Annotated in this window: 3 protein-coding genes; all 3 read right to left on the minus strand. The window is 51.7% G+C overall.

Going from position 1 to position 21,262, the window contains the following annotated elements:
- Window positions 1-556 (minus strand): hypothetical protein (locus tag XMD579_RS10860; RefSeq protein WP_173481966.1); only part of this gene is annotated, 556 nt, incomplete at its 3' end.
- A 238-nt stretch (window positions 557-794) separates the two neighbouring features.
- Entirely contained in the window at window positions 795-19,901 is a 19,107-nt protein-coding gene (locus tag XMD579_RS10865; protein WP_173506361.1) for an Ig-like domain-containing protein, read from the minus strand.
- Window positions 19,902-19,985: 84 nt separating this feature from the next.
- Window positions 19,986-21,257, minus strand: coding sequence for a sigma 54-interacting transcriptional regulator (locus tag XMD579_RS10870; protein WP_173481968.1), 1,272 nt, complete (start codon window positions 21,255-21,257; stop codon window positions 19,986-19,988).
- Between the last annotated feature and the right edge of the window lie 5 nt (window positions 21,258-21,262).

A 21,262-nucleotide genomic window follows, 5' to 3' on the forward strand; every position in this document is an offset into this window, starting at 1 on the left:
CGATGACATCGTCCAGTACTTCGCCGTTGCTCATAAGCGTCAGGGTTGGCAGCTTCGCGCCCGGTGTCACACCGACCGCTTCATCAAACACAACAGTCAGGGTGACTTTATCGCCAGGCAGGTAGTTACCGCTGACAACATCTACAGAGGCTACGCGCGGTGACACGAGGTCGTCAGCAATATCTTGCAGTGAGGTTTCAATAGTGACAGCAGCGCCAGCATTGGCAGTAGAAACGATCTGGCTATTAACACCTGAAGTGACAGTGGTCGCAGCGACAGAACCATCAGCGGCGAGAACTGATGCGCCATTTAAAGCAAAACCGGTGACTGACAGAGACGGGGTAGCGTTGTCAGTATCCGATACAAAGTAGTTGAATGTCAGTGTGGCGTCGTCGGTTTGACCGGCGTATGTCGCAATCGCGCCGTTAGACAACGAAAGAAAAGGCACAGCGCCGTTTGACACTGTGACACTGTCACTGAACGTTGCGCTGATAGGCACAACGGATCCGGAATTGTAGCGCGCTGATGGCACGCTGAAACCTGAAAGAAAAGTCATCTCTACCCCTAGATTTGCTCTTCGTTTAACTTCATTCGCCTCTGGCTAATAGTGACAACTAGTGACACCAATCCAACCAGGTTTGTCATTATACTGACAATTTGTCACTGATGTCAAACATGTCAGGTATTTTTTGTCACACTCGACTATGTATGACATGGGGTAGATATGCGGGGAACTACTTTAGGGCATAAAAAACCGCCCCGAGGGGCGGCTGTTGGATTCACGGATAACTGAATTACCAGTTGAACTCCCAGGTATCAACCTGTTGGGTTTCTGTGATGTGCGTCACCTTAAGCCCAAGCGAGACAGATCGATCTGACGATGCATCGTTGCCAGCCACATCGACACCGGCAAACGTGACTTCACCACTGGTAATGTCGCTTCCGGTTACTGCGTGGGTCGACACAACCACACCGTCGACGACTAACTCAAGCGAATCGCCTTCGGCTATATCGACAAGCTTAATGACGATATCAGGGGTAGCGTCCGCGTTAACACCACTGTCATCAACGGCGGCGTTAGTTCCGTTATATACAGTATTCGTACCGGTTATTATTTCCTTGAATACTGCATCTGCCGTGTCCGTAGGAGATGCGTCAGTCACAGTTACAGCGTTACTGCTAGTGGCTGAAAGATTACCCGCTTCATCCATTGCATAAGCGTAATATGTACCAGCCGCCAGGCCTTCGGTAGACAGATTGGTATCTGTGTTAGTCGACGTAATGGCGACCCGGTTAACTTTGTCATCTGCCAACGCGACTATATCAGCAAAGGTCGAGATTGCATCGTCGTTATTGTCGTTGATTAGATAGACAAAGCCTTTCTCATCTGACTGGACAACAACATCATCACTAGCATTACTCACAGATTGAGCAGCCATGACAAGGTTAGGATTCGTTGTGTCAACAACAATAGTCGTGCTGTACTCACTGGTCGCATCGTTTCTGACTCGAATCTTCAGGCTGGCACCGTCAGTCAACGCAGAGGCAAAGGTTATCATCTGCCACGGCCTGTTGTCGGAGAGGTAGCCCGAGTTCGAAATACTCGAAGAGGTCCAACTAGAGCCTCCGTCAAGAGAGTATTCAATCTGCTTGTTGTAGAAACCGTCAGGAGCATTGGCAATCGATACAATTGCTGACTCAATTGTTTGGGACGATATATGATTATCATCGAATGTAATCACTTCAGCGCTGTCGATCGTCACCGCTCCTAGACCGTTACTCAGCGTTATATACCTGCTACTGGAAATGGCGGGTGAAAAATCAGTGAAGCCATTTATGGCATCTGCCAACTTTCCAACCATGCTATTGTTTCCAGTGGCGCCACTAAGCGGGAAGGTTACGACTCCCGATGTGCCACCTGCATCTGTATAACTCACCCTCAGGATATCACCGTCCGACAAGTCAACTGTATCAATGCCGTTACTGACCACGCTAACTGAGGCACTCACCATTATCGGCGTGTCCGAGATCAACGTAACATCTAGTTCAAGCGGTTCAGGTACCAAATTGAAAGATTGGTGTGCAGCCGAACCCTTGTTACCCGCCACGTCAGCGATGCTTGCAAGCAGAGTAACCGCCCCACTCTGTCCTGCGAGATCAGACGAAGTCAGGTCGATATCAACATACCCATTTGTGATGTCATTGGCTGTCAATTCTATTGTTGTTAAGGCACTAACGGAGATCTCATCCACCGAGCTCTCGCGATCCAACGTCACAAGGTTGTTCGTCAGGGTAAGCGGCTCAGTTTGATCTACTGGCACGGTAAAGCTGATCTTCGCGCCGGATGAGCCCGGAGTTCCGATCACGGTGATAGTGATTCCACTATCTACACCACCCTGCAATAAGCTGAACGAGGTGCTGCTATCGAACATTGGATAAGAGACGTCATACTCATAGGTGTTACCACCGACCAATGACGGCGCACCACTAACTGACACATCGGACGCGTAATCGTTGATCGTTTGACTAGGTTGAGTAATCACAACAGCCGGCGTGCTTGCGGGTAGCAACACCTCGCTCCACGATGAGCCGTCCCACTGTATGAAATAGGCCTGTGGATTATCCAAGGTACCACGAGCCGCATTATCGTAGTAGCGCGCGCAGTGATAAGTGATGGCTGTATTCTGCAAAAACTCGTTTGCATTTATGAGGTTTATTAGATCGTTAGAACCAAAATACTCATCAAGATATAGACCCGATATAGGTTCTCTGTATCCTGCCGCGGCAAAGGCTGTATCGGTCATCTGATCTGCCGCAGTAATGATGCCATCACCATCTGTATCCACAGCATAAAATGCATCGTGCACGAGATGAGCTTCAATTAGCTTCAAGTTATGCGATGAGTTTAGCGTATAAGTAGTCACATCTGGCGATGCATCGTCGTAGGTTAGATACTCCTTCATTGTCCCGACAACGTTCACGCCACTCATTGCAACGCTGGCCGTAATGGTCTGAGCACCGTCGGCACTATCAAGTTGCACGTAGTCACCGGCACTCGTGCTGCTCGTATCCAAATTGACTCGAACGGTACCACCAGTGGAGTACAAATCGACATCTGTAATGCTCAACGGAGCAGTTACAGGAGCCGTCGTATCAAAAGTTATTGCCTGAGTGAATTCGGCTCCAGTGTTACCCGCCGCGTCAGACACCCGGAACTTCACAGTGGTATCACTGTTGAGATTCGCATCGCTAAAGCTCACAGCAGTAGAACTGATAGCAGTTGCGGCGACCTGGCTCCATGCAGCACCATTCCAGTACTCTAGAATTTCACCAGTAGCCAAGGCTGCCGAGAGTGTCGCACTGATTGTGAGGCCATCTACATCATTGGTGATGAAATCGCCTTGTACCCCCGAGTCATCACTGATAGTTATCGCAGTGACAGCCGTCGTGGGTGCTGTGGTATCCAGCGTGAAAGTAAGGCTCTGACTGGCAGAGACATTCCCGGCAACATCAGTCTGTCGAACCTCAACAACATAAGCTCCATCGGCCGAACCGTCGGTTGCCGGAGCGGTGTAGGTTTCACTCCACGAACTGAACGCCCCCGCATCCTTCTGCACTCGATATTCAACAATAGCGCCTGATTCTGCATTTGCTGGTGCAGTAATAGCGCCAGAGTTAGTTACTGCATCTGAATCATTGCCGGAGACACCGTTGGTACTGTCAACAGCCAAAGTTGCGTTTGGTGAAGCTACAGCCGTGTCGATGGTAATTAACTGCGAATCCACAGTTCCCGCCGTTCCGGCTGAATTCACAACCCGCATCTGTACTGTCGCTGTAGACGTTAAACTTGAGGCATCGTAGCTAACTGCAGTACCTGTTACTGAATCGCTGATATCAGTCCAGTCTGTACCGTTAGTTGAGAACTCAAGACGCTGGCCCGTTGCCAGCGCGGCATCAAGTGTCGCGGTGATGGTTAGACCGTCGTCGTCGCTGGTGATGAAGTCTGGAGTGGACGGTATTCCGGCTTTGACATTAAGAGCAGAAACGTCAATATCTGTCGCAGTTGGGCGAACCAATATCTCACTACCGGAACTGTAGAATTCATCTATCCCTACTGCAGCTTTCCACGTAGTTAACGCTGCGGGCTCGGGATTTCCTCCTCTGAAGGTCTGCAAAATCTGATATTGCAGAGTATAGATCGAATCACCCGGAGCCGGTACCGCAAAATCAGAGGTGTAAGTGGCTCCATTTAACTCCAATGTTAAGTAGTCACCAACCTGTACCGAGCTAATATCAATTAATACGTCCCCTTGCTGTCGATTGGGGTCAGTACTAACTGCAACAGCTAAATCTGCCATAGGCGGATATGCTGAGGTGTCATCCGAAATCGCATCGATCGTAACCGATGGAACTGGCAGAAGAGCGGCTAATTCCGCCGGCGTATCTGCGGCATTAACGCCGGCTGACACTGCCGCGGCGTTTAGCGCAGCAACTTCAGCGACAGCGACAGTACGGCCCAAGCCTATGGCGTTGTAATCATCGGCATCCGGTGCAGCACTGCCCTGATCGTCGATGTAATCCAAAACTACCTGCATCGCTGTCAATTTGGCGTGTGCCGCATCGAGCGCTGCCTGAATAGCCGATGCACTAAGCGTTCCGGTTATCCCACTGACAATCTCATTCGCAAGAGAAACAAGCTCTTGCGTCAAAGGCAGATCAGAAGATCCGTCGTTGTAGGTGTCTATGCCAAGAGCGAGATATCCAGTGAACGCGGGTAACTGAACCGTCGACATAGCCGTAGGATTTAACGCCTCAATAATAATGTTGAGGGATTGTACTCCCCAAACACCGGCGCTATCGATAATGTCCTTGCCAGCATTTGGTACGGACGGAGATGATTGATAATACTGCTCTCCTGAGTATCGTTCCGACACTACATAATCGGTTAAGCCAGCACTAGTCCATGCGTTTGGCAAACCGTTGAAAGCGTCGACAATTGCGTACAGACCGCCGTCAAAAGCTGGATTATCCTCATTTCCAGAAACCGACGTGTTCAAGTCAGTCGTATCAACTGAAATATCGGTACCAGTACCTCCCCTAATTGCTAGCGCAAAACGAGCACCATTAATCGTCGCATAGCGGTAGGTCACATTCGGACCTGAGCTTGGGTCAGGGTTAACATTTCCATTGACGTCTTCTTTGAAAATGTTCTGTGCTTCAGCCAAGGTCAAACCATCATTAGATCTTCCAACAGCGTTATCCCCGTTTCGGTCGAGCAAGTAATAGACTCGCCCACCATCAACGGTCACTGGCAAGATAAGATTGCCCAAACTACCCATATCAAATGTCGACGGTACGGGAGGTGTAACAAACTCTTCAAAGGCCTCCAGCGCGAGCGCAGCCGGCGTAATTGCAACGTTATTGGATAGCGTCACACTAGTTAGGCTATCTGAGTTCCCAGCCACATCAGTGAATTGGAAGTCCACCGTAACATCGCCACCAGCTGCCACTTCGGTATCGCCTGCCGAGACGATGTAGGTAGCTGAATAGGTACCATTACCGTTGTCCGTAACACCTTCTAGCGTTACACCATTGAACTTGGCTGCTGAGAACGTAATTCCAGTTTCGCCGCTCGCGGATGTAAGAGTAATTGCCACCGAGTCACCCACGCCGTAGGTTCCTGGAGCTACGCTCACCGACAGGTCAACTGCAGTATCTAGCGTCAGATTAATCATTTGCGTCGCGGTATTACCCGCAGCGTCAGTGTGCTTCACCTCAACCTTATAGCTGCCATTTGTGGTTGGCGCAGTGTAGGTACCAGCCCAGTCAGAGACAACACTGTCATCAGCTGCATTCAAAATGCGGTACTGCAGTGTATCCGAACCTGTATTTGTGGGTGCTGTAATGCCCGCCGTATCGGTTATGCCATCTGTCGCGCTGCTACCGCTGTCGGTGGTGATAAGCGCATCAGGCATTGGGATCGTTGAATCATATTCAAACGTGATTGTCTGAACTGTAGAAATGTTGCCCGCTTCGTCGGTCTGACGTACTTCTACTTTGTAGTTACCATCAGTTGTCGGCGCTATGTAGCTAGTCGACCAATCCGTCACGACAGCATCGGAGTTGTCAGCATCAAGCACACGGTATTCAACTACCGCCTGCGTCTCAGCATTGGTAGGCGCAGTGATAGCCGCACTATTTGTAAGGCTGTCATTCGCAGTACCTGAATCGCTTGTCAGCGCCGCATCGGTGGTAGCAGGAGGTGTGGTATCCAACACAAAGCTGGAAGTTGCTGCAGTACTTACGTTGCCTGCATCATCTGTCGCTACTACAGATACGGTGATCCTACCGTCGGTTAGCTGCGTCAAATCTGCAGAGGACAACTGTACAAATTGACCTCCGCCAGTTGCTGTCAGCGTTTTCTCAACTTCGTTGGAACCATTAGTGAAGGTTAAAGTGATCTCTGTGCCCTCTTCCGCAGAGACGTTGTAGAGACCCTCAGTTGCATTCAACGACGTGATCTCAGTTTCGGTCAATGCACCGGAAACAGCCCCATTAACCGCAAGACTTGGCGCATCTGGAACGACTGTATCAATCACAACAGGTTTCCCGGTTGGTACCGTCTCTTCACCCAGGGCATTACGAATCTTCAGTGTGATCGCCGCAGACTGGGTCAGCGTTGGATCAAGGTACGAGACAGACGTACCTGATACGCTAGAGCTAATGTCGACCCACTCACCTGCACCATTGAAGTACATAAGCTTGTGACCGGCAGCTAGTTCGGCGCTCAGAGTCGCCTTCACGGTCAAACCAGAAGTCTGGTTTACAATGAAATCACTCTCGGAGAAATCGGTGCTAATTACACCACCTAGTTCAATTTTGAAACCTGTGGTGGACATGTCAGCGCCGTCTCGGTCTCGGACATACAGGTTTCTAATCGAACCCGAGCTCGAATTGCTAGCTTGATAGCCGGCTGCGTAGATCTTTGCATTCAGCTGATTGTAAATATCGATGTAACTCGCATCACCGTTCCAAGTCGTATCGAATGTTGCAATTACTCCGTTTGAGTCACTTACCGTATACGTGCCAGAGCCAAAATCTTCGTAGTCAAAATAGATCGTATCGGAACTCGTGCTAACGCGAGTGTCGGATGGTCCAATCTCTCCAGATACATTTTCAGTGACCGTGTAACCAAGACTATCGAAGGTAATTGCCTGAGTCGGTGTTACTGGTTTCACCTCCTGCAATGCCACCGTCACATCAGTAGTATTGTTGAAGCTATCCGTGAATCCGGCTGTCACGGAGATAGTCTCAGTACCCGCAAACTTCGCATTTACCGCGGTGTAGGTGTCCATGTTATTGGCTGTCGACTTCGTAAAGTACGCAGCAAGCTCGGTATCGGTCAGTGCTGTTCCGTCAACCTTCACAACAACATCGGCATTCTCAGTTACCGTAAAGCCGTCATCATATGAGGCGTCACCTAAATTCACTACTGCGGTCAGAACTGGGGCATCAGGTGCCGTGGTATCCAGAATTCCTGTACCCGCCAGCTCGGTGGATGCGTAACCCAGGTTACCCGCCGCATCCTTAAGTGCGGCAGTAATAGAAAGGGTTTCGGTACCATCGAATGCATCGGTAATCGCCGTCGCGGTGTAGGTACCTGCAGGGCTTTCAATGATGTCAAAACTATCGGTAATGTCGGTTGAACCATCCATCAACACCACGGCTGCGGAGTGTTCGCCAACGATCGTGAGCACATTGCCGTCACTTGAAAGGGTCGGCTGGTTAGGACGATCGGCATCCAAGCTAAAGCTTGCAATATCAGAGCTGGTGGTTTGGTTGCCGGCCAGGTCGGTGGAGATCACCGATACTGTTATCGTGCCTGTGCCAAGGTTGTTTACATCCCCAGCCGTCAATACCAACTTCTGCGCGCTGCCATCATTGGCTGACAGTGTCTTCGTAACCGAAGTGCTGCTAGATGCATCACTTGTTAGGGTTACTTCGAGCGTTTCACCCTGCCCGCCTTGAACGGTAATGACACCTTCAGGAGCTGTGGCTTCTACGACACTTGCTGCATCATCGCTTATCGCCACTGGAATGACTACTGCGGGAGCAGACGGATCTGTGGTGTCGACTACGATATCCTGTGAGGCTGTTGCGCTGGCCTCACCAGAAAGATCCTTCACACGGATTTCGAGTGTGTAGGTCGCATCTGCGCTAAACGCAGTTGAACCGAATGCGATAGCGGTGCCGGTAATAAAGTCATCGGCAATCTGAGTCCAGGCACCATCATCAATACGGTACTCGGCCAACTGCCAAGCTTTCAGTTCAGCGCTCAGCGTTGCAGAGATCGTTTGAGCGCCGGTATGCGACGTGATGAAGTCAGTAGCAGAACCACCCGCATTATCAGCATCAAACGTATCCATGCTAATAGCGTCGATGCTAGCGACCGTCGGCAGTGGCTCAGCCACAAGGTCTACGAGGCTTTGAACGGCTGACTCAGTGAGCGTTGCTAGATCTTCACCGCTGTCCGTACCAATTGAGCTGTGCGCCAGAATTGCGTTCGCTACAGCGACATGACGCTCCTCCAGCGTTACCGCAGGTGAGCCAAAGGCGGTTATACCTGCATCTTGGTATTGCGCCAGCGACGGTGCAGCGACATCGACACCATCGGCTTGCGCGTACTCAGCGATTGCAGCTAGGGCTAATAGATGATACGAGCCTGTGGTGATCAGACCTTGGATATCGGTGAAACTGGTGTAAGTTCCTGACGCAGCATTTAGTTGCTGCAACAGAGCAGGAATTAGCTGATCCGTGATACGCGAGCCATCACTCAGTTCAAGGCCAGCTTCACGCAGATCATCGACATCAGGCGGAGTGTTGTTGCTGTCGGCAATATAGGCAGCGATTTTCGTCAGCGCGGTTGTCTGAGCCGTCATCACGGATGACGCAATTGCCGCGATCTCAGACAGATCTTCAACATTGCTTAGATCCGTTTCAGCGCCGAGGGCTTCGTTGAACAGCCTCAAGTTAGATGCATCGATGCTCAAGCCAAGCACCGCTGTATCGGTCTCTGACAACAAGACATCGGCTTCGTCATTGATCTTGCCTATTAGGCGATCTGTTACTGCAGTGAGTGCAGCGATCTGTGCCACTGTGGACACATCATTCTCATCCAGACCCGCAACGATCTCGCTGACGAGGTCGGCTTGCAGATCGGCCTGCGCATTATCTGCACGTAGGGTCACACCAACTCTGGTCAGATCTGTTGCAGCGATTGCGCCACTATCGATTGCTGCAACATCCAGAATGGTCTCCATGCTATCGAAAACAGCCTGGATTGACTCGCCCGTGGTCAGCGTCTCATTGGTTGATTTCAGGGCTGAGAGTACCGCATCCTCGCGGCCTGCAGTGACATCTAGACCCACATCTACAAATGTCTGGGCCCCCATAGCACTAGTATCAGCCTCTGCATCGCCTGCTGCAGCAATCAGCTGCCCATGAGTGGTGATGGCTATCGCCATCAAACTCTGGAGCGACGCCAGATCAGATACAGCACTCAGGTCTGTCTGCTGTTCAAGTACTGCCTGCAATGTGGAGAGGTTATCGGCAGTGATGTTGGTGACACCTAGATCTTCCAAATCGCTCTGAGCGATATCAGCTGTGCCTGCCACATTTGCAAACAGTGCCGTGGTAAGCGACAACAGTTCGTTAATATCAGCAACGCTTGCAAAGTCAGACTCATCCGCAGCCGCGAGAAGATCACTCACTAGGGTGAGCTGCACAGTTTGCGCTGTTAGATCAGCAACCGGTGTCAAACCAATGGCAGTCAGCATTTGCGCTGAAACGGCTCCTGTATCGCTGTCTGCGATATCCAACAGGCTATTAATCGCATCAACAGCGGCTTGGACGTTAGCAAGGGTTGTTGCACTGCTGGTGTTCTTCAATGCTGACAAAGTCACTGCCAGACGCGTGTCGTCTAGAGCGTCGATCCCCATGTTGGCAAAGGTTGTTGCAGTAAGCAGAGAGGTATCCGCACTGCTCTGCCCGGCAACAGCCGTGATGTCGGCGAAAGCTTGAACAGTGGTATTCAGTTTGCTCTGCAGTTCCGCCAGGGTTGAAACGGAGTCCACCGACCCAAGGTCGCTGAGCACCTTCTGTAGCGCCGGTAGGTTATCTGCGGTAGCTCCCTGAATACCCAAATCTAGGTACTCAGCGTCGGTCACCTGAATGTCAGTGTCACCGGCAGCACGTGTCAGAACGCGGTCGACAAGGTCAACCTCTACCTGCAGGTCAACAAGACGCGCAACATCGCTGAGCGAAAGTGTAGCTAAGAAATCTTGCAAGATAGCGACCTGAGCGGGTTGGGCACCGGCTGTCGCTGTCAATTCAACACCAATGTTGACGAGATCAGCCTCATCAAAACTTGGTGTACCGGACTGTGCTGTCGCTAGAATAGCGGTGTAGCTGTCGACAAGTGTCTGAACAGCAGCGAGGCCGGTCACCGTGTTACCAGTATTGGCCAGCGCGTCTTTAACGGCCAGAGCCATATCGTCCGCGGTTAGGCCCGTGATAGCGTCATCTGTGACGCCATCTACGCCCATTTCACTGAATGTCGCAGCATCAATAGCGGCTAACGCTGCGCTTGTATCCGATTGAGCTTGGGCTGTAGTTGTTAGCGCAACCACTGCATCAAAGGCATCAACCGCTGTCTCCAGCAGTGTTTCAAGGTTCGCGTATTGAACCACTGCAGCACTGCTGGTTTGATCAGCCAGCACCTTCAGCAGAACAGCACTTCGACTGTTGCCAGCGCTGTCGGCCAGCAGATCAGCAAACCCGAGTTGTGTTAGCTCCGCATCGGATATCGCGACGCTTTGCACATCGTTTGAATCTGCGAGTGATAGAACCTTCTCTACCGTGGCAACGTAGCTTTCGATCTTAGCGACTGTGTTTATCAGATTCGCCTGATCTGCCGCAGATTGTCCGTTTCCTACAGACGCAATAACCCCTTGCAACAGCGCTACCTGATCTTCTGAACGAGTCGCACTTAGGTTGGTGACTCCAATTATCTCAAACGCCTGTTCAAGTTCCGCAGCGCTTGGTTGAGCGCCGGTTGCGTAAACCGTGTTAAATACTTTGTTGTAGCTGCTGGCCAGGCTATCGATTTGAGCGTAGAGATCACCCTCAACTTCAAATCCATCGCGCACGCGCGCCAAGGAATCCAGTACTGCGCTGAGATTATCGGCACGCACTTCAGCCAAACCGATATCCGCAAATGCCTCGAGACCAGGTTCTGCCGCGTCAGCAGCCGACGAGTATGCGTGGATCAACGCAGATGCGGTGGTGACTTTGTTCACCAGCGCTTCGACGACGGCAACCGTCATCAGATCTATTGCGCCTAGTTCGGCATAACCGCTGGCGTTATTAGTGTCTGCGATGACTTGTAGCGTCGGATTACCCGAAGCATCGAGAACTTCAGCGCCTTCGCTATCAAGAACCTTCTCGTATCTTAGCGAGGTGTTGACGATGGTACTGCTTGCCGTGAACGTCGCTGTCCAGTTAATACCGTCGGTGCTGCTCCAGATTGGCGCACCCTCGGCAGCAGTGAAGTTACCGCCTACCAGTTCCAGTACGTCGTCTGGCAACTGCCCCACCCGCTCTGGGAAGCTGATCGTCACGACAGACGACTCCCCAGCCACCAACGCAGTTCTTGTGAATACAATGGTTGCCTGACCAAGCGTGTCAGCCAACTGATCAGCGAGTACGCGGTTGATCGCACCCATTTGGGTGTCATCAACGTTTTGAATATCCAGCGCTTCAAGCTGCGCTGTGGTAATACCTGAGGCTCCCTCTGGCGAACTCGTAAAAGTTGCCAAATCAGAGGTTGTTACCTGTACATAATCGCGGTTCAGACTGAGTGTGTCTGTCACCTCACCGACTCGCTCCCAAGTTGCAACCAGACTATCGCCTGATTCAGCCAAAGTGAGGGCAAATGGCAGATCGGCGTAGGCGTCCGCTGCCTGCAATTGCGCAAGCAGATCAGTGATGAGGTCGCCTTCGGACACATCTACCGTAAGTACAACATCACTAAACTCTAGACGGACTTGTCCTGGGGAAAGCTCAAATCCACTTTCAACAACAGTACCTGCAGGTGCGATTGCCTGTACAGCAAAGCTAGCAATATCGCCGCTCTGAACGACAGTCGAAGTGATTTCGCTGGCTGCAACAGTTTCAGTCAGGGTCGACTGGAAGGTTGAGTCGGGCTGAGGTCCAAAAGACTTGTAGAGCACTTGTACGTTGTTGCCGTCGGCAACCACGGTGTAGTTCTTAGCAGAATAACCAGGCTGCGCCTGAATTGCCGCGACCAGGTCACTGACGCTCGGGTTTACCACACCAGAGAGATCCAACGACAGTGCATCGCCACCAATATTGATCGCAAACACAGCGGGCTCTAGCGTGCCATCGGTGCTCACTGTCAGGCTTTGCTGCGCCTGAACCATGGCATCTGCCGTACCCGCTTGTAGCGCAGACAGATTCTTAACCGCTTCAGCTAGCGTGATAATTTTATCGCGGGTATCCACGGCGGTATCGCCATAGCGACCTGAGAGCCTGTCAAGAAGCTCATTCATTACAGCGCGCTCAGTAGCGGCAGTTGCAGGCAGAATATTATCGACGCTACCAATAATAAAGTCGTTGCGTGAAGAGCTCTCTGCGGGGTTACCCACCAAGTCAGCAGTGCTCGCTTGTACTTCGAATACTGCGCGAGGGTCATCAACCACAAAGGTAGGCTGGGGATCTTCGCTTTCGGCAGCAGCGACGGAGATCGCTTCGGTCAAATCTAACGACCATTCGAACTCAACGGTTCCATCTACAGTGTTGTAGGTGGCGCTATTGACAGTAAGCCCAGCGGGTAGCAGTGAATCGTTTATCACGACCGCGCCATCCACGATCTGCAGGAAGCTTGTGTCCAGCGAGTATTTGAAGCTATCGTCTAAGGAGTTGTTCAACAGCACATTGAGGTTGTCGCCTGGGCGAATACCCTCAATCGAGCCTTTTACAAGCAGGGGGGCGTCGCTTGAAGGCGCAGTAACCTCAGCAACTGGCGGCACGATGTCGACTGCTACTAGAATTGGGGCACTGAAGTCCGCCTCTTGCCATACCTGTGTTTCGCTTGCGGCTATTGCGAAGCTTACAGGGATACTATTGGCATCGCCTTGTAGCTCAATGATCTCCATCGGCACAGGCACCGAGATCGAGCCATCTTCAGCGATATGAGAGGCATCGATTACCACCTCAAAGATATTGGGCTGACCATCATGATCACCGCCAACGATATTACCCCAGCGCACAAAAATAGTGTCGCCAAGTTGAGCACCTTTAATCGGCAGCGTTGCTGTCTCGGCTTCCGCTAAGTTCAGACCAAAGCCCGAGGCTGCAGCGGCATCCATATAGGCCAGATCCATGAGATCGCGGTTTACGCCAACGGAATCGAGTGACTCGATGCTTGATGAAGCCTCGAGGGCTTCGACCAAAAGATCGGCACCGGCCTGTTGAATCGCAAAACCGGCTGTACCGTCGATGTTAGTGACAGGCTCAATCTGCTCTGCAAGCTCTGACAATGTTGCAGCAACAGAACCGCTGAGGCTGTCTCGCGCTGATAGCATGGCAAGCACTTGACCGTATTTAACAGATGCTTCGGAGACACCTTCTTCTCCTGGTTGTAGCAAGTCTAGGCCTGTATCCGCCTCAACTGCCGCAGCGTTTGTTACCGCTGGTGTAGTCGCAGTGATGTCATTTAAGCCAAAAATTGAACCAATACCTGCGTTGTACTGATCAACAGTTGCAACGTCGAGCTGAGCGTCAGGCCCATTGATCGCAAAGAATTTTGCAACGGCCAACTCAGTCAGAGGTGATACGGTCACGTCGACCGCACCCGGCCCAGTAACATTGAACATTGCACGAATAACGGTATCCAGGTCTTTCGCTTCACCGGTGTACTCGTCGATGTAATCAGGATCAGAATCCTCGTCGAGAACTTCAAGAATCACAGGTCCACGATAGCCCGCAGGGTAGGTTTCGCTTGGCGAGACTACGATGCTTGCTTTACCCGTTGCCGGGTCGATATTAATTACAACCCCATCTTCAAGAAGCGAATTACCCGCTTTGTCTAGCAGATCAATCTGAGCCGCGGAGTTGACGACGAGACCGAGCACGATCGATGGATTAAGCTCGAATGACTGAGTATCGACACGCTGCGTGTGACTGAGATCTGACTCAGAGAGGTTCTGAGCAAAATCGCCTAAGGCATCACTAGCGATGCTTACCTTCAGATCGGCATAGGTCAGATCGGGAATCTGAACGTCTACACTGAAGCGCGTCAGATCCATTTCACCCTGTTCATTGAGCTCAAAGCGGAAGTTCTCTGCTACTAACCCTGTATTCCAGCCGGGATCCGATTCAGTTGGCTGAGGCATCGCATGCAGGTTGCCATCAGAATCTTCGTAGGCACGAGGTGCAACCGAACTGCCGGGGATCTGAGCCAACTCGATCGAGAAGAAATCCAAAATCTCAGCTTCGTTATCAGCCACCAGCTGTGCAATTGCAGCAGTGTCCGATGGATCAATACTCTGGTCAGTCGCAAGAATCCAATCCATCACCTCTGAGAATTCAAAGGTGAAGCTAACGGCCTCTAGCGTGTTAACCACATCCTCACCGTCATCATTGGCAGTGAAGCTGTCGGTGGCAGCAGTAAGTTCCGGCGCTTGGGTATCGACCACCGCCGTGGTGTAGTTACGCTTATCGCTCACCATCTCAACAAGCGCGGGGTTACCGGCATCATCAGTCAGCACGGCTGACTGCTCTGCCAGACCGAGAACCTCTAGATCATCGCTGTTGATATCCCCCTCAGCGACGGTGTATTCAAATCGAAGGGTGTCTGTTCCATCTCCTTCGATGTAGTAAGCAAGCTGACCATTACTCAAGGTCAGTACTGGGCCATCGTAATCCTCATGACCTATTTGCGACTGAGTAACAGCGTTCAAGTCAACGTTGATGACAGAATCAAACGCCACTTCAAACGCAATCGTGGTGCCTGCTTGGTAGTAGCCGTCATTCGCTACATTAGTCGCAGCAGAGGCGCCCGTTGCGCTAGAAGTTGTCTCGACAATGCTGATTGTCTGCACGACCGGCGCATCCGTATCAACAACAACGAGGTTCGCCGATGTCAGAGACCCGCTCTTAATTCGGCTCACATCGAAGGCATTACCATCTAGGGCATTGCCGGCGGCATCCGCAATCACTCCGCCGTTCATCACTACGGCGTTAACTGCTAGCTCAGCTGCAGACTGGTGATTATCCAGTACGTCGTATCGGAACAGGAGTGTGTTCGAGTAACTGCCCGATACATAGCTGGCGACACCGCCATTCGACAGTGCCAAGGTAGGTCGGCCCGCCGTTGTATCGACTGAAACCCACTCAGTGGTATGCATTTTGATCCAGACTACATCACCGGTGTTGTACATGCCGATCTGTGCAGGATCCACCTCAGCGCTGTTGTACTGCGCCTCAATTGCACTGAAGCCAACAAGTGCCGGGCCCTCTGCGTCAACAATAACCGTGTTCTGTAGACGGTTAGACGATCCGAGCTGCGTTTGCGTCAGGTTACCCGCCTGATCAACAACCAATTTGTCATTCTCTAGGAAAGTGACAACCTGCAGGTCTCGGACCTGTGCATCACCCTCACTGAAGGTGTATTCAAAACGCCAGCTGTCAGTACCCGAGCCAGAGACGTAGGTCGCCGTCTCACCATTGGATAGTGTCAGCGTCGGCACTCGATCACTCGCCGGCTCATCGGCTCGATCCATTAGGGTCACCGCCTCAGAGAATTTAACGTCTAGGGCTAGCGTATCGCCGATAGCATAAGCACCGGCAACAGTTTCAATACCCTCGATGCGCGCGTTGACTGTATCAACAGGCTGAACCAGCACGTTAGAAGCAAGATTTGCGTTGAACGCCATATCAGCGACTGCACCATCAGCAACACGTACTTTTACCGGATCAGTGCTGTTGTCATTCGGTATAACAACGAAGCTGTACTCGCCTTCTGGCCGCCCGGAGTTATCAGGCGTTTCGAGACTGTCGAGATCAATCTCGCCGTTGAGAACATTGATCCAGCTGAAATCTTCAGGGGTGCCCGGGATGCTCGGTGCAATCGCAGAGTAACTAATCTCTCCCGTCTGCGCGTCGACTGTGCGTAACTGGACCGCTTCGGAGAAGTTGATAACGATACGGACTTCATCACCCTCACCGGCAATCCCTCGAAGGTCGGAGCGGATCTCTACCGTTGGGTAGGCACTGTCGAGTGTGTACGCAGCTTCCGCTGACGTTCCCAGACCATAATTTCCTGCCAGGTCCGACACCTGAGTCATATCAAGAGAGATAGACTGTTCACCAGCTTGAGTACCTTTGAGTGGTGTGAAACTACCCGTCCAGGTTACCCCGCCATCATCACTAGAGAGCGCGCCAAGCGAGCCATTTTCAAGATTGAAAAATTCGGGGCGCAGCTCTTTTACCGCTGCATCAAAGACGACTGTCAGCGTCGCCAACTCACCCGCACCGAGGGTCGCAGAGCCATCTGTATCTAGCAGGCTGATCTGCGTCACCTCTGGTCGCGAAAGATCGATCTGCACGCCACCCTGATCATCGGCTAGAGCGCCATCATTTGGCAGACTCAAATCGGCTGATTCACCCGCAACAACGCCGGTAAAACGGGCAAAGTTAGCGCGAAACTCATCGATTGCGAGCTGGGAAGCCTCGCCATCGGTTGCTCGTACTGTGTAACTGAAGACTAAGCGGTTTGGCGTTGAGGCTGCTGCATTGAATTGCGCAATTTCACCATTGCTCAGTTTCAGCTCTGGAGTACCCAGCGAATCGTCCATCGCAACGGGTTTGTTCCAACCCAACGCAATATCGATAATCTCGCCTGCCTGATAGTTCCCCGCGTTAACGGAGATGGTGTTGAAGTAAGGCGTTGCGGCATCAACGACGACATCAGAGCGGTACGATAAGCGGCTATTGTTACTCAGAATTGCCGGGTTAACTTCATTACCTGAGATATCTTTTAACAGCGCGCCGTTACCAATTAGAGCGTGGACATCGAGGTCTGAGGTGTCGAAATCGTTCGGTTGAACGACATATTTAAACTTGAGGTAACGGCTCTCATCGCCGCTTACATACTCAGCGACCGCACCGTTACTGAGCGCTAAGATTGGACTCCCGTTGGTGAAGTCGACATAAACGTTTTCGCTGAACTGAACCGTCAAATCGACCTCATCACCCGCGAGATAAAGCTTATCCTCAGCCGCGGTGATGGTTACGATGACCGGCGCGACACTGTCGATCTCAACGGTTCGCAGATCTGCCAGATTGGTACCGGGCTCTATCTGAGCTTTCGCGGCATTACCGGCAAAATCAGTAATAACTGAATTGTTGCGTACCAGAGCGAGCACATTGAGTGCATCTACCTGATCGTTCTCAACGACTGTGTACTCAAACACCAGTGTGTCGCTCTCACTACCGCTGATATAGCTGGCCTCTTGGCCGTTGTTTAGAGCGAGGAACGGACGGAAGCCGGTCGATGTATCAACCTTTACCTTTTCGTCATACTTCACCGCGATACGAATAGTCTCGTCCACTGTGTAAGGCGTAGTATCAACGGCAGTCACCGAAACAATCTGCGGCGGGATCACATCCCACGCGCGGGAAAACGACTGCTCCGCGTTTTCATTGCCTAATAGATCGGTCACTGTACCCTTGCGCAGCGCCACAGTGACTTCACCCGTTGGGTTATCAGCTAGCGGCTCTACCTCCAGCGTGTAGACCCGATTCGGGACTACCTCGGTAAAACCACTGGTCACTCGCAAACCGTTGGTAATTGTCAGGTCGTTGACATCGAAACCGACAACTTCTTCACCAAAATCGATGGTAAAGAGACGGTTATTATTGAACAGGATCTCTTGCGAGAAGCTGACTATCGGGCCTTGAGTATCGATGCTCAGAGGGTTTGAAGCGCTCAAGCCTACACCCGCGTTGCCAGAGTCATCAACGACCAGAGCGTTATCGAGTGTCAGCGTTACACCCTCTGCCTCCTGACCTAGGCTAGGGATGAATACCCCTTTCCAGACGGTTCTCGGTAGTTCGGTACCGTCCACCGCTACCAACGTATTCAGCGTTCCGTTAGAGACTGTGATAGCTGAGCGCGGATTCGATACCGGCTCAGCAAAAGTCAGAGTTACACCGACGGTTTCACCGGCGACAACCTGCGAGCTATCAAAGCTGATTTGTCCCTCTGGGCGGGTTGTGTCCACCTCGATATCGTAAGTAGTTGCAACGGCAGTAATATTACCCAGTGCTAGAGAGACCTGATCATTTGCATCAGCCAAAGAGACAACGTCCACACCATCGGCATTGAAACTCAGCACATCCAGGTCAGATGAGTCAGCGTCACCATCCTGAAGGGTGTAAATGAACTTGTAGGTGCGGGCATCTATCTGCGCAGCATAATTTGCAGTAGTGCCGTTACTCAGGCTGAGGTTCGGTGAACCATCGCCTTCAAAGTCGACCGGCTCAGAGAACTTAACCAGGAACTCAACACTGTCGCCGATAGAACGAACACCATTGGTCGATTGAATCGCGCTGATATAAGGGGAGCGCGCATTGATCTCAACATCGTTGAAGGTCGATAGATTATTTGCGCTGCTGATACGCAGATCGACATTTTGCCCCAAGGTGCCAACAAAAGCGCCATCGTTCTCCGCAACACCGAGAACCGTCAGATCCAACGTATCACGGTCGCTCGGTTTCACAACGTAGCGGAATGTCAGCGTATTTGTTCCACTTCCCCCTTGATAGGTGGCAAAACCACCATTTTTAAGCACGAGCGTCGGCACACCCTCGGTGGTATCGACGTTGACAACACCGGTCGTACGAACCGTCAGATCTAGAACATCACCCACCACAAACTGCTCGGTGTCGTTATCTAGATAGCGGACACTCTCGATCGTGATCGGCTCATAGGTCACTACATCCGGAGCATCTGGATTCTGGTCACCGAGTGATACAAATAGCGCGTCAGCAAGACCTGGCACTGGGACTTCACCCAGTCCGTTACCAGCTGAGTTACCATCACCATCAAGGATGGTACCGCCATTAAGTAGAATCGTCCCAACCTGAAGGTCAGCAACATTCATCGTCTCGGTAACAACAAACGAGAATGTGAGAGTCTGTGTGCCTGACCCTGCTGAGTAGACACCGAAAACGTCGAGTAGTTGTTCCCCATCGCCGGTCAGCGTCAGCGTGGGTGTACCGTTACGGCTGTTGACTAGCACAGGCTCATCAAAAACGACTTTGAAAGATACGGTTTCACCCACCAGGTAGTTGCCGCTGACAACCTCAACCGAACGGGCTTGCGGGAGAACAAGGTCGTTATTGGTTTCAGTGTTCCCAACGATGGCGATTTTATCTTGCAGCGTTAGGTTGGCATCATTTGCTAGGTCATCTGGGGTTGCACCGATCAGATAGACATCCCGGTCCTCAATCGCCACTGTGGTAACAGTAGAGTTGATAATTGCATCGCCCAAGTAGAATCCGTTAACGCTCAAGTCCGGCGTTGAATCGTCAGTCTCGGCTACGGTGTAACGGAATACAAAGGTATCATCGGAGTTTAACGCTGCAGTCGCCTCAGCGTCATAGATCGCCCAGCCGCCATTGGATAGATGGAGGTAGGTTAAATCCGAAGCCCCCTGGATAGAGACCACGTCATTGAAACGGGCCTCTATGAGCAGACTTTCATTGTAATTGGTCAGTATCTGACGCGCTGCAAACTGTTGAATTGTGATAGCCATTGTACTCTCCTTGCGCTAACAGCGCACTAGCCCTGCCACACAAGCAAAGCCGGTAAATTCTTTAAAATCTGATGCTTATATAACTTATCTAGACTTGGCTTTGATTTTTTCTATCTTGCGATACAGCGTGCGAACCGTGCATCCGAGCTCGTCTGCAACCGCCTTCTTATCACCGCCATGCTTCACTAGCAGTTCCTCGATAAACAGGAGTTCGCGCTCCTTTAGCGAAAGGTTTTCTCGCTGTGCGCGTTGAGCTGATGGCGCTGTTGATGAGACTGGCGAACCAACCACCGGTTGGGGTTGTGGGCGCGCCTGAGGTGCAGGCGCACTGCCCTGATCGGCTGTACTTAGGTCGTCAAGCGACTGATTGGTTGCAGAGAACTCCTGCAGTTTTGAATCCACGGTATCGGTATCAACCTGAGCCCCTGGAGCACCAGACCAACGCCCTTTTCGACGAGCATCGTTAAGCTCAGCCGGCTCTACTACCGGAGCAGAGTTTGCTTCTTGAGTGGTCAGGGTATGTGTCTCAGTCGATCGTTCAAGAGCCATTGGATCATCGGCGTTATCCACCATAGTCGATTCAATGCTGAACGTGCGATCCTGCAAGTCTTGGCTCTGGCTGAACACTGAGCCGCCGGTAATCGCGAACTGCATCACACTCTCATTGATGACATAACTCGTGGACTGCGAGATTGCTCGTAACAGGATGTTGCGCAGCTCAATCAGGTTACCGGTGAAGCTGTGCGAAAGCAGGCGGTTGTAGGCCGAACGATCCAACTGGTAAGGCTGACCCGGCGCAATTTCACGCAGGATATTTGCCGAGAGCAGATCGATATCCGCAATACGCTCGTTCAGTGTTGGCGTATTAATCACCATCTGGGCGAGCATGTGATACAGATCGTTTCTGAAACGACCCGCTTCAACAAGTGCGGTTAGGTTAGCGGACGTTGAACAGACAAGACGCACGTTGGATGCGATCACATCATTCGAGCCAACCGGCGTAAATACACCGCTCTCCAGATAGCGTACCAACTGTGCCTGCATATCCAGTGTTAGCTCTGCCACCTCGTGCAGATAGAGTGTGCCCTCTTCTGCCAAGAATACGGCACCTTTGCGCACCATCTCAAAAGCGGAGTTCTGCATGCCGAACAGTTCGATACCAAAACGGCTATCGTTCAGTGCAGTACAATTGACCGTTACAAAGCGGCCATCAGCCCTACGACTCGCCTTGTGAATAGAGAGCGCACACTGTCGGCGACCCGTTCCTACCTCACCGTTGATCAAGACGTTGGCATCCAAACGGGATGAACGCTGTAGGTTTTCAATCAACAGTTTGAACGCTTCACTGGCAGCCATGGCAC

It is taken from the genome of Marinobacterium sp. xm-d-579, assembly GCF_013282935.1.
GTDB lineage: Bacteria > Pseudomonadota > Gammaproteobacteria > Pseudomonadales > Balneatricaceae > Marinobacterium_E.

Bases quoted from the DNA above. Each gene is read 5' to 3' on its own strand.
- XMD579_RS10865 (WP_173506361.1), bottom strand. From the start codon at position 19,901: ATGGCTATCACAATTCAACAGTTTGCAGCGCGTCAGATACTGACCAAT.
- XMD579_RS10870 (WP_173481968.1), bottom strand. From the start codon at position 21,257: ATGGCTGCCAGTGAAGCGTTCAAACTGTTGATTGAAAACCTACAGCGT.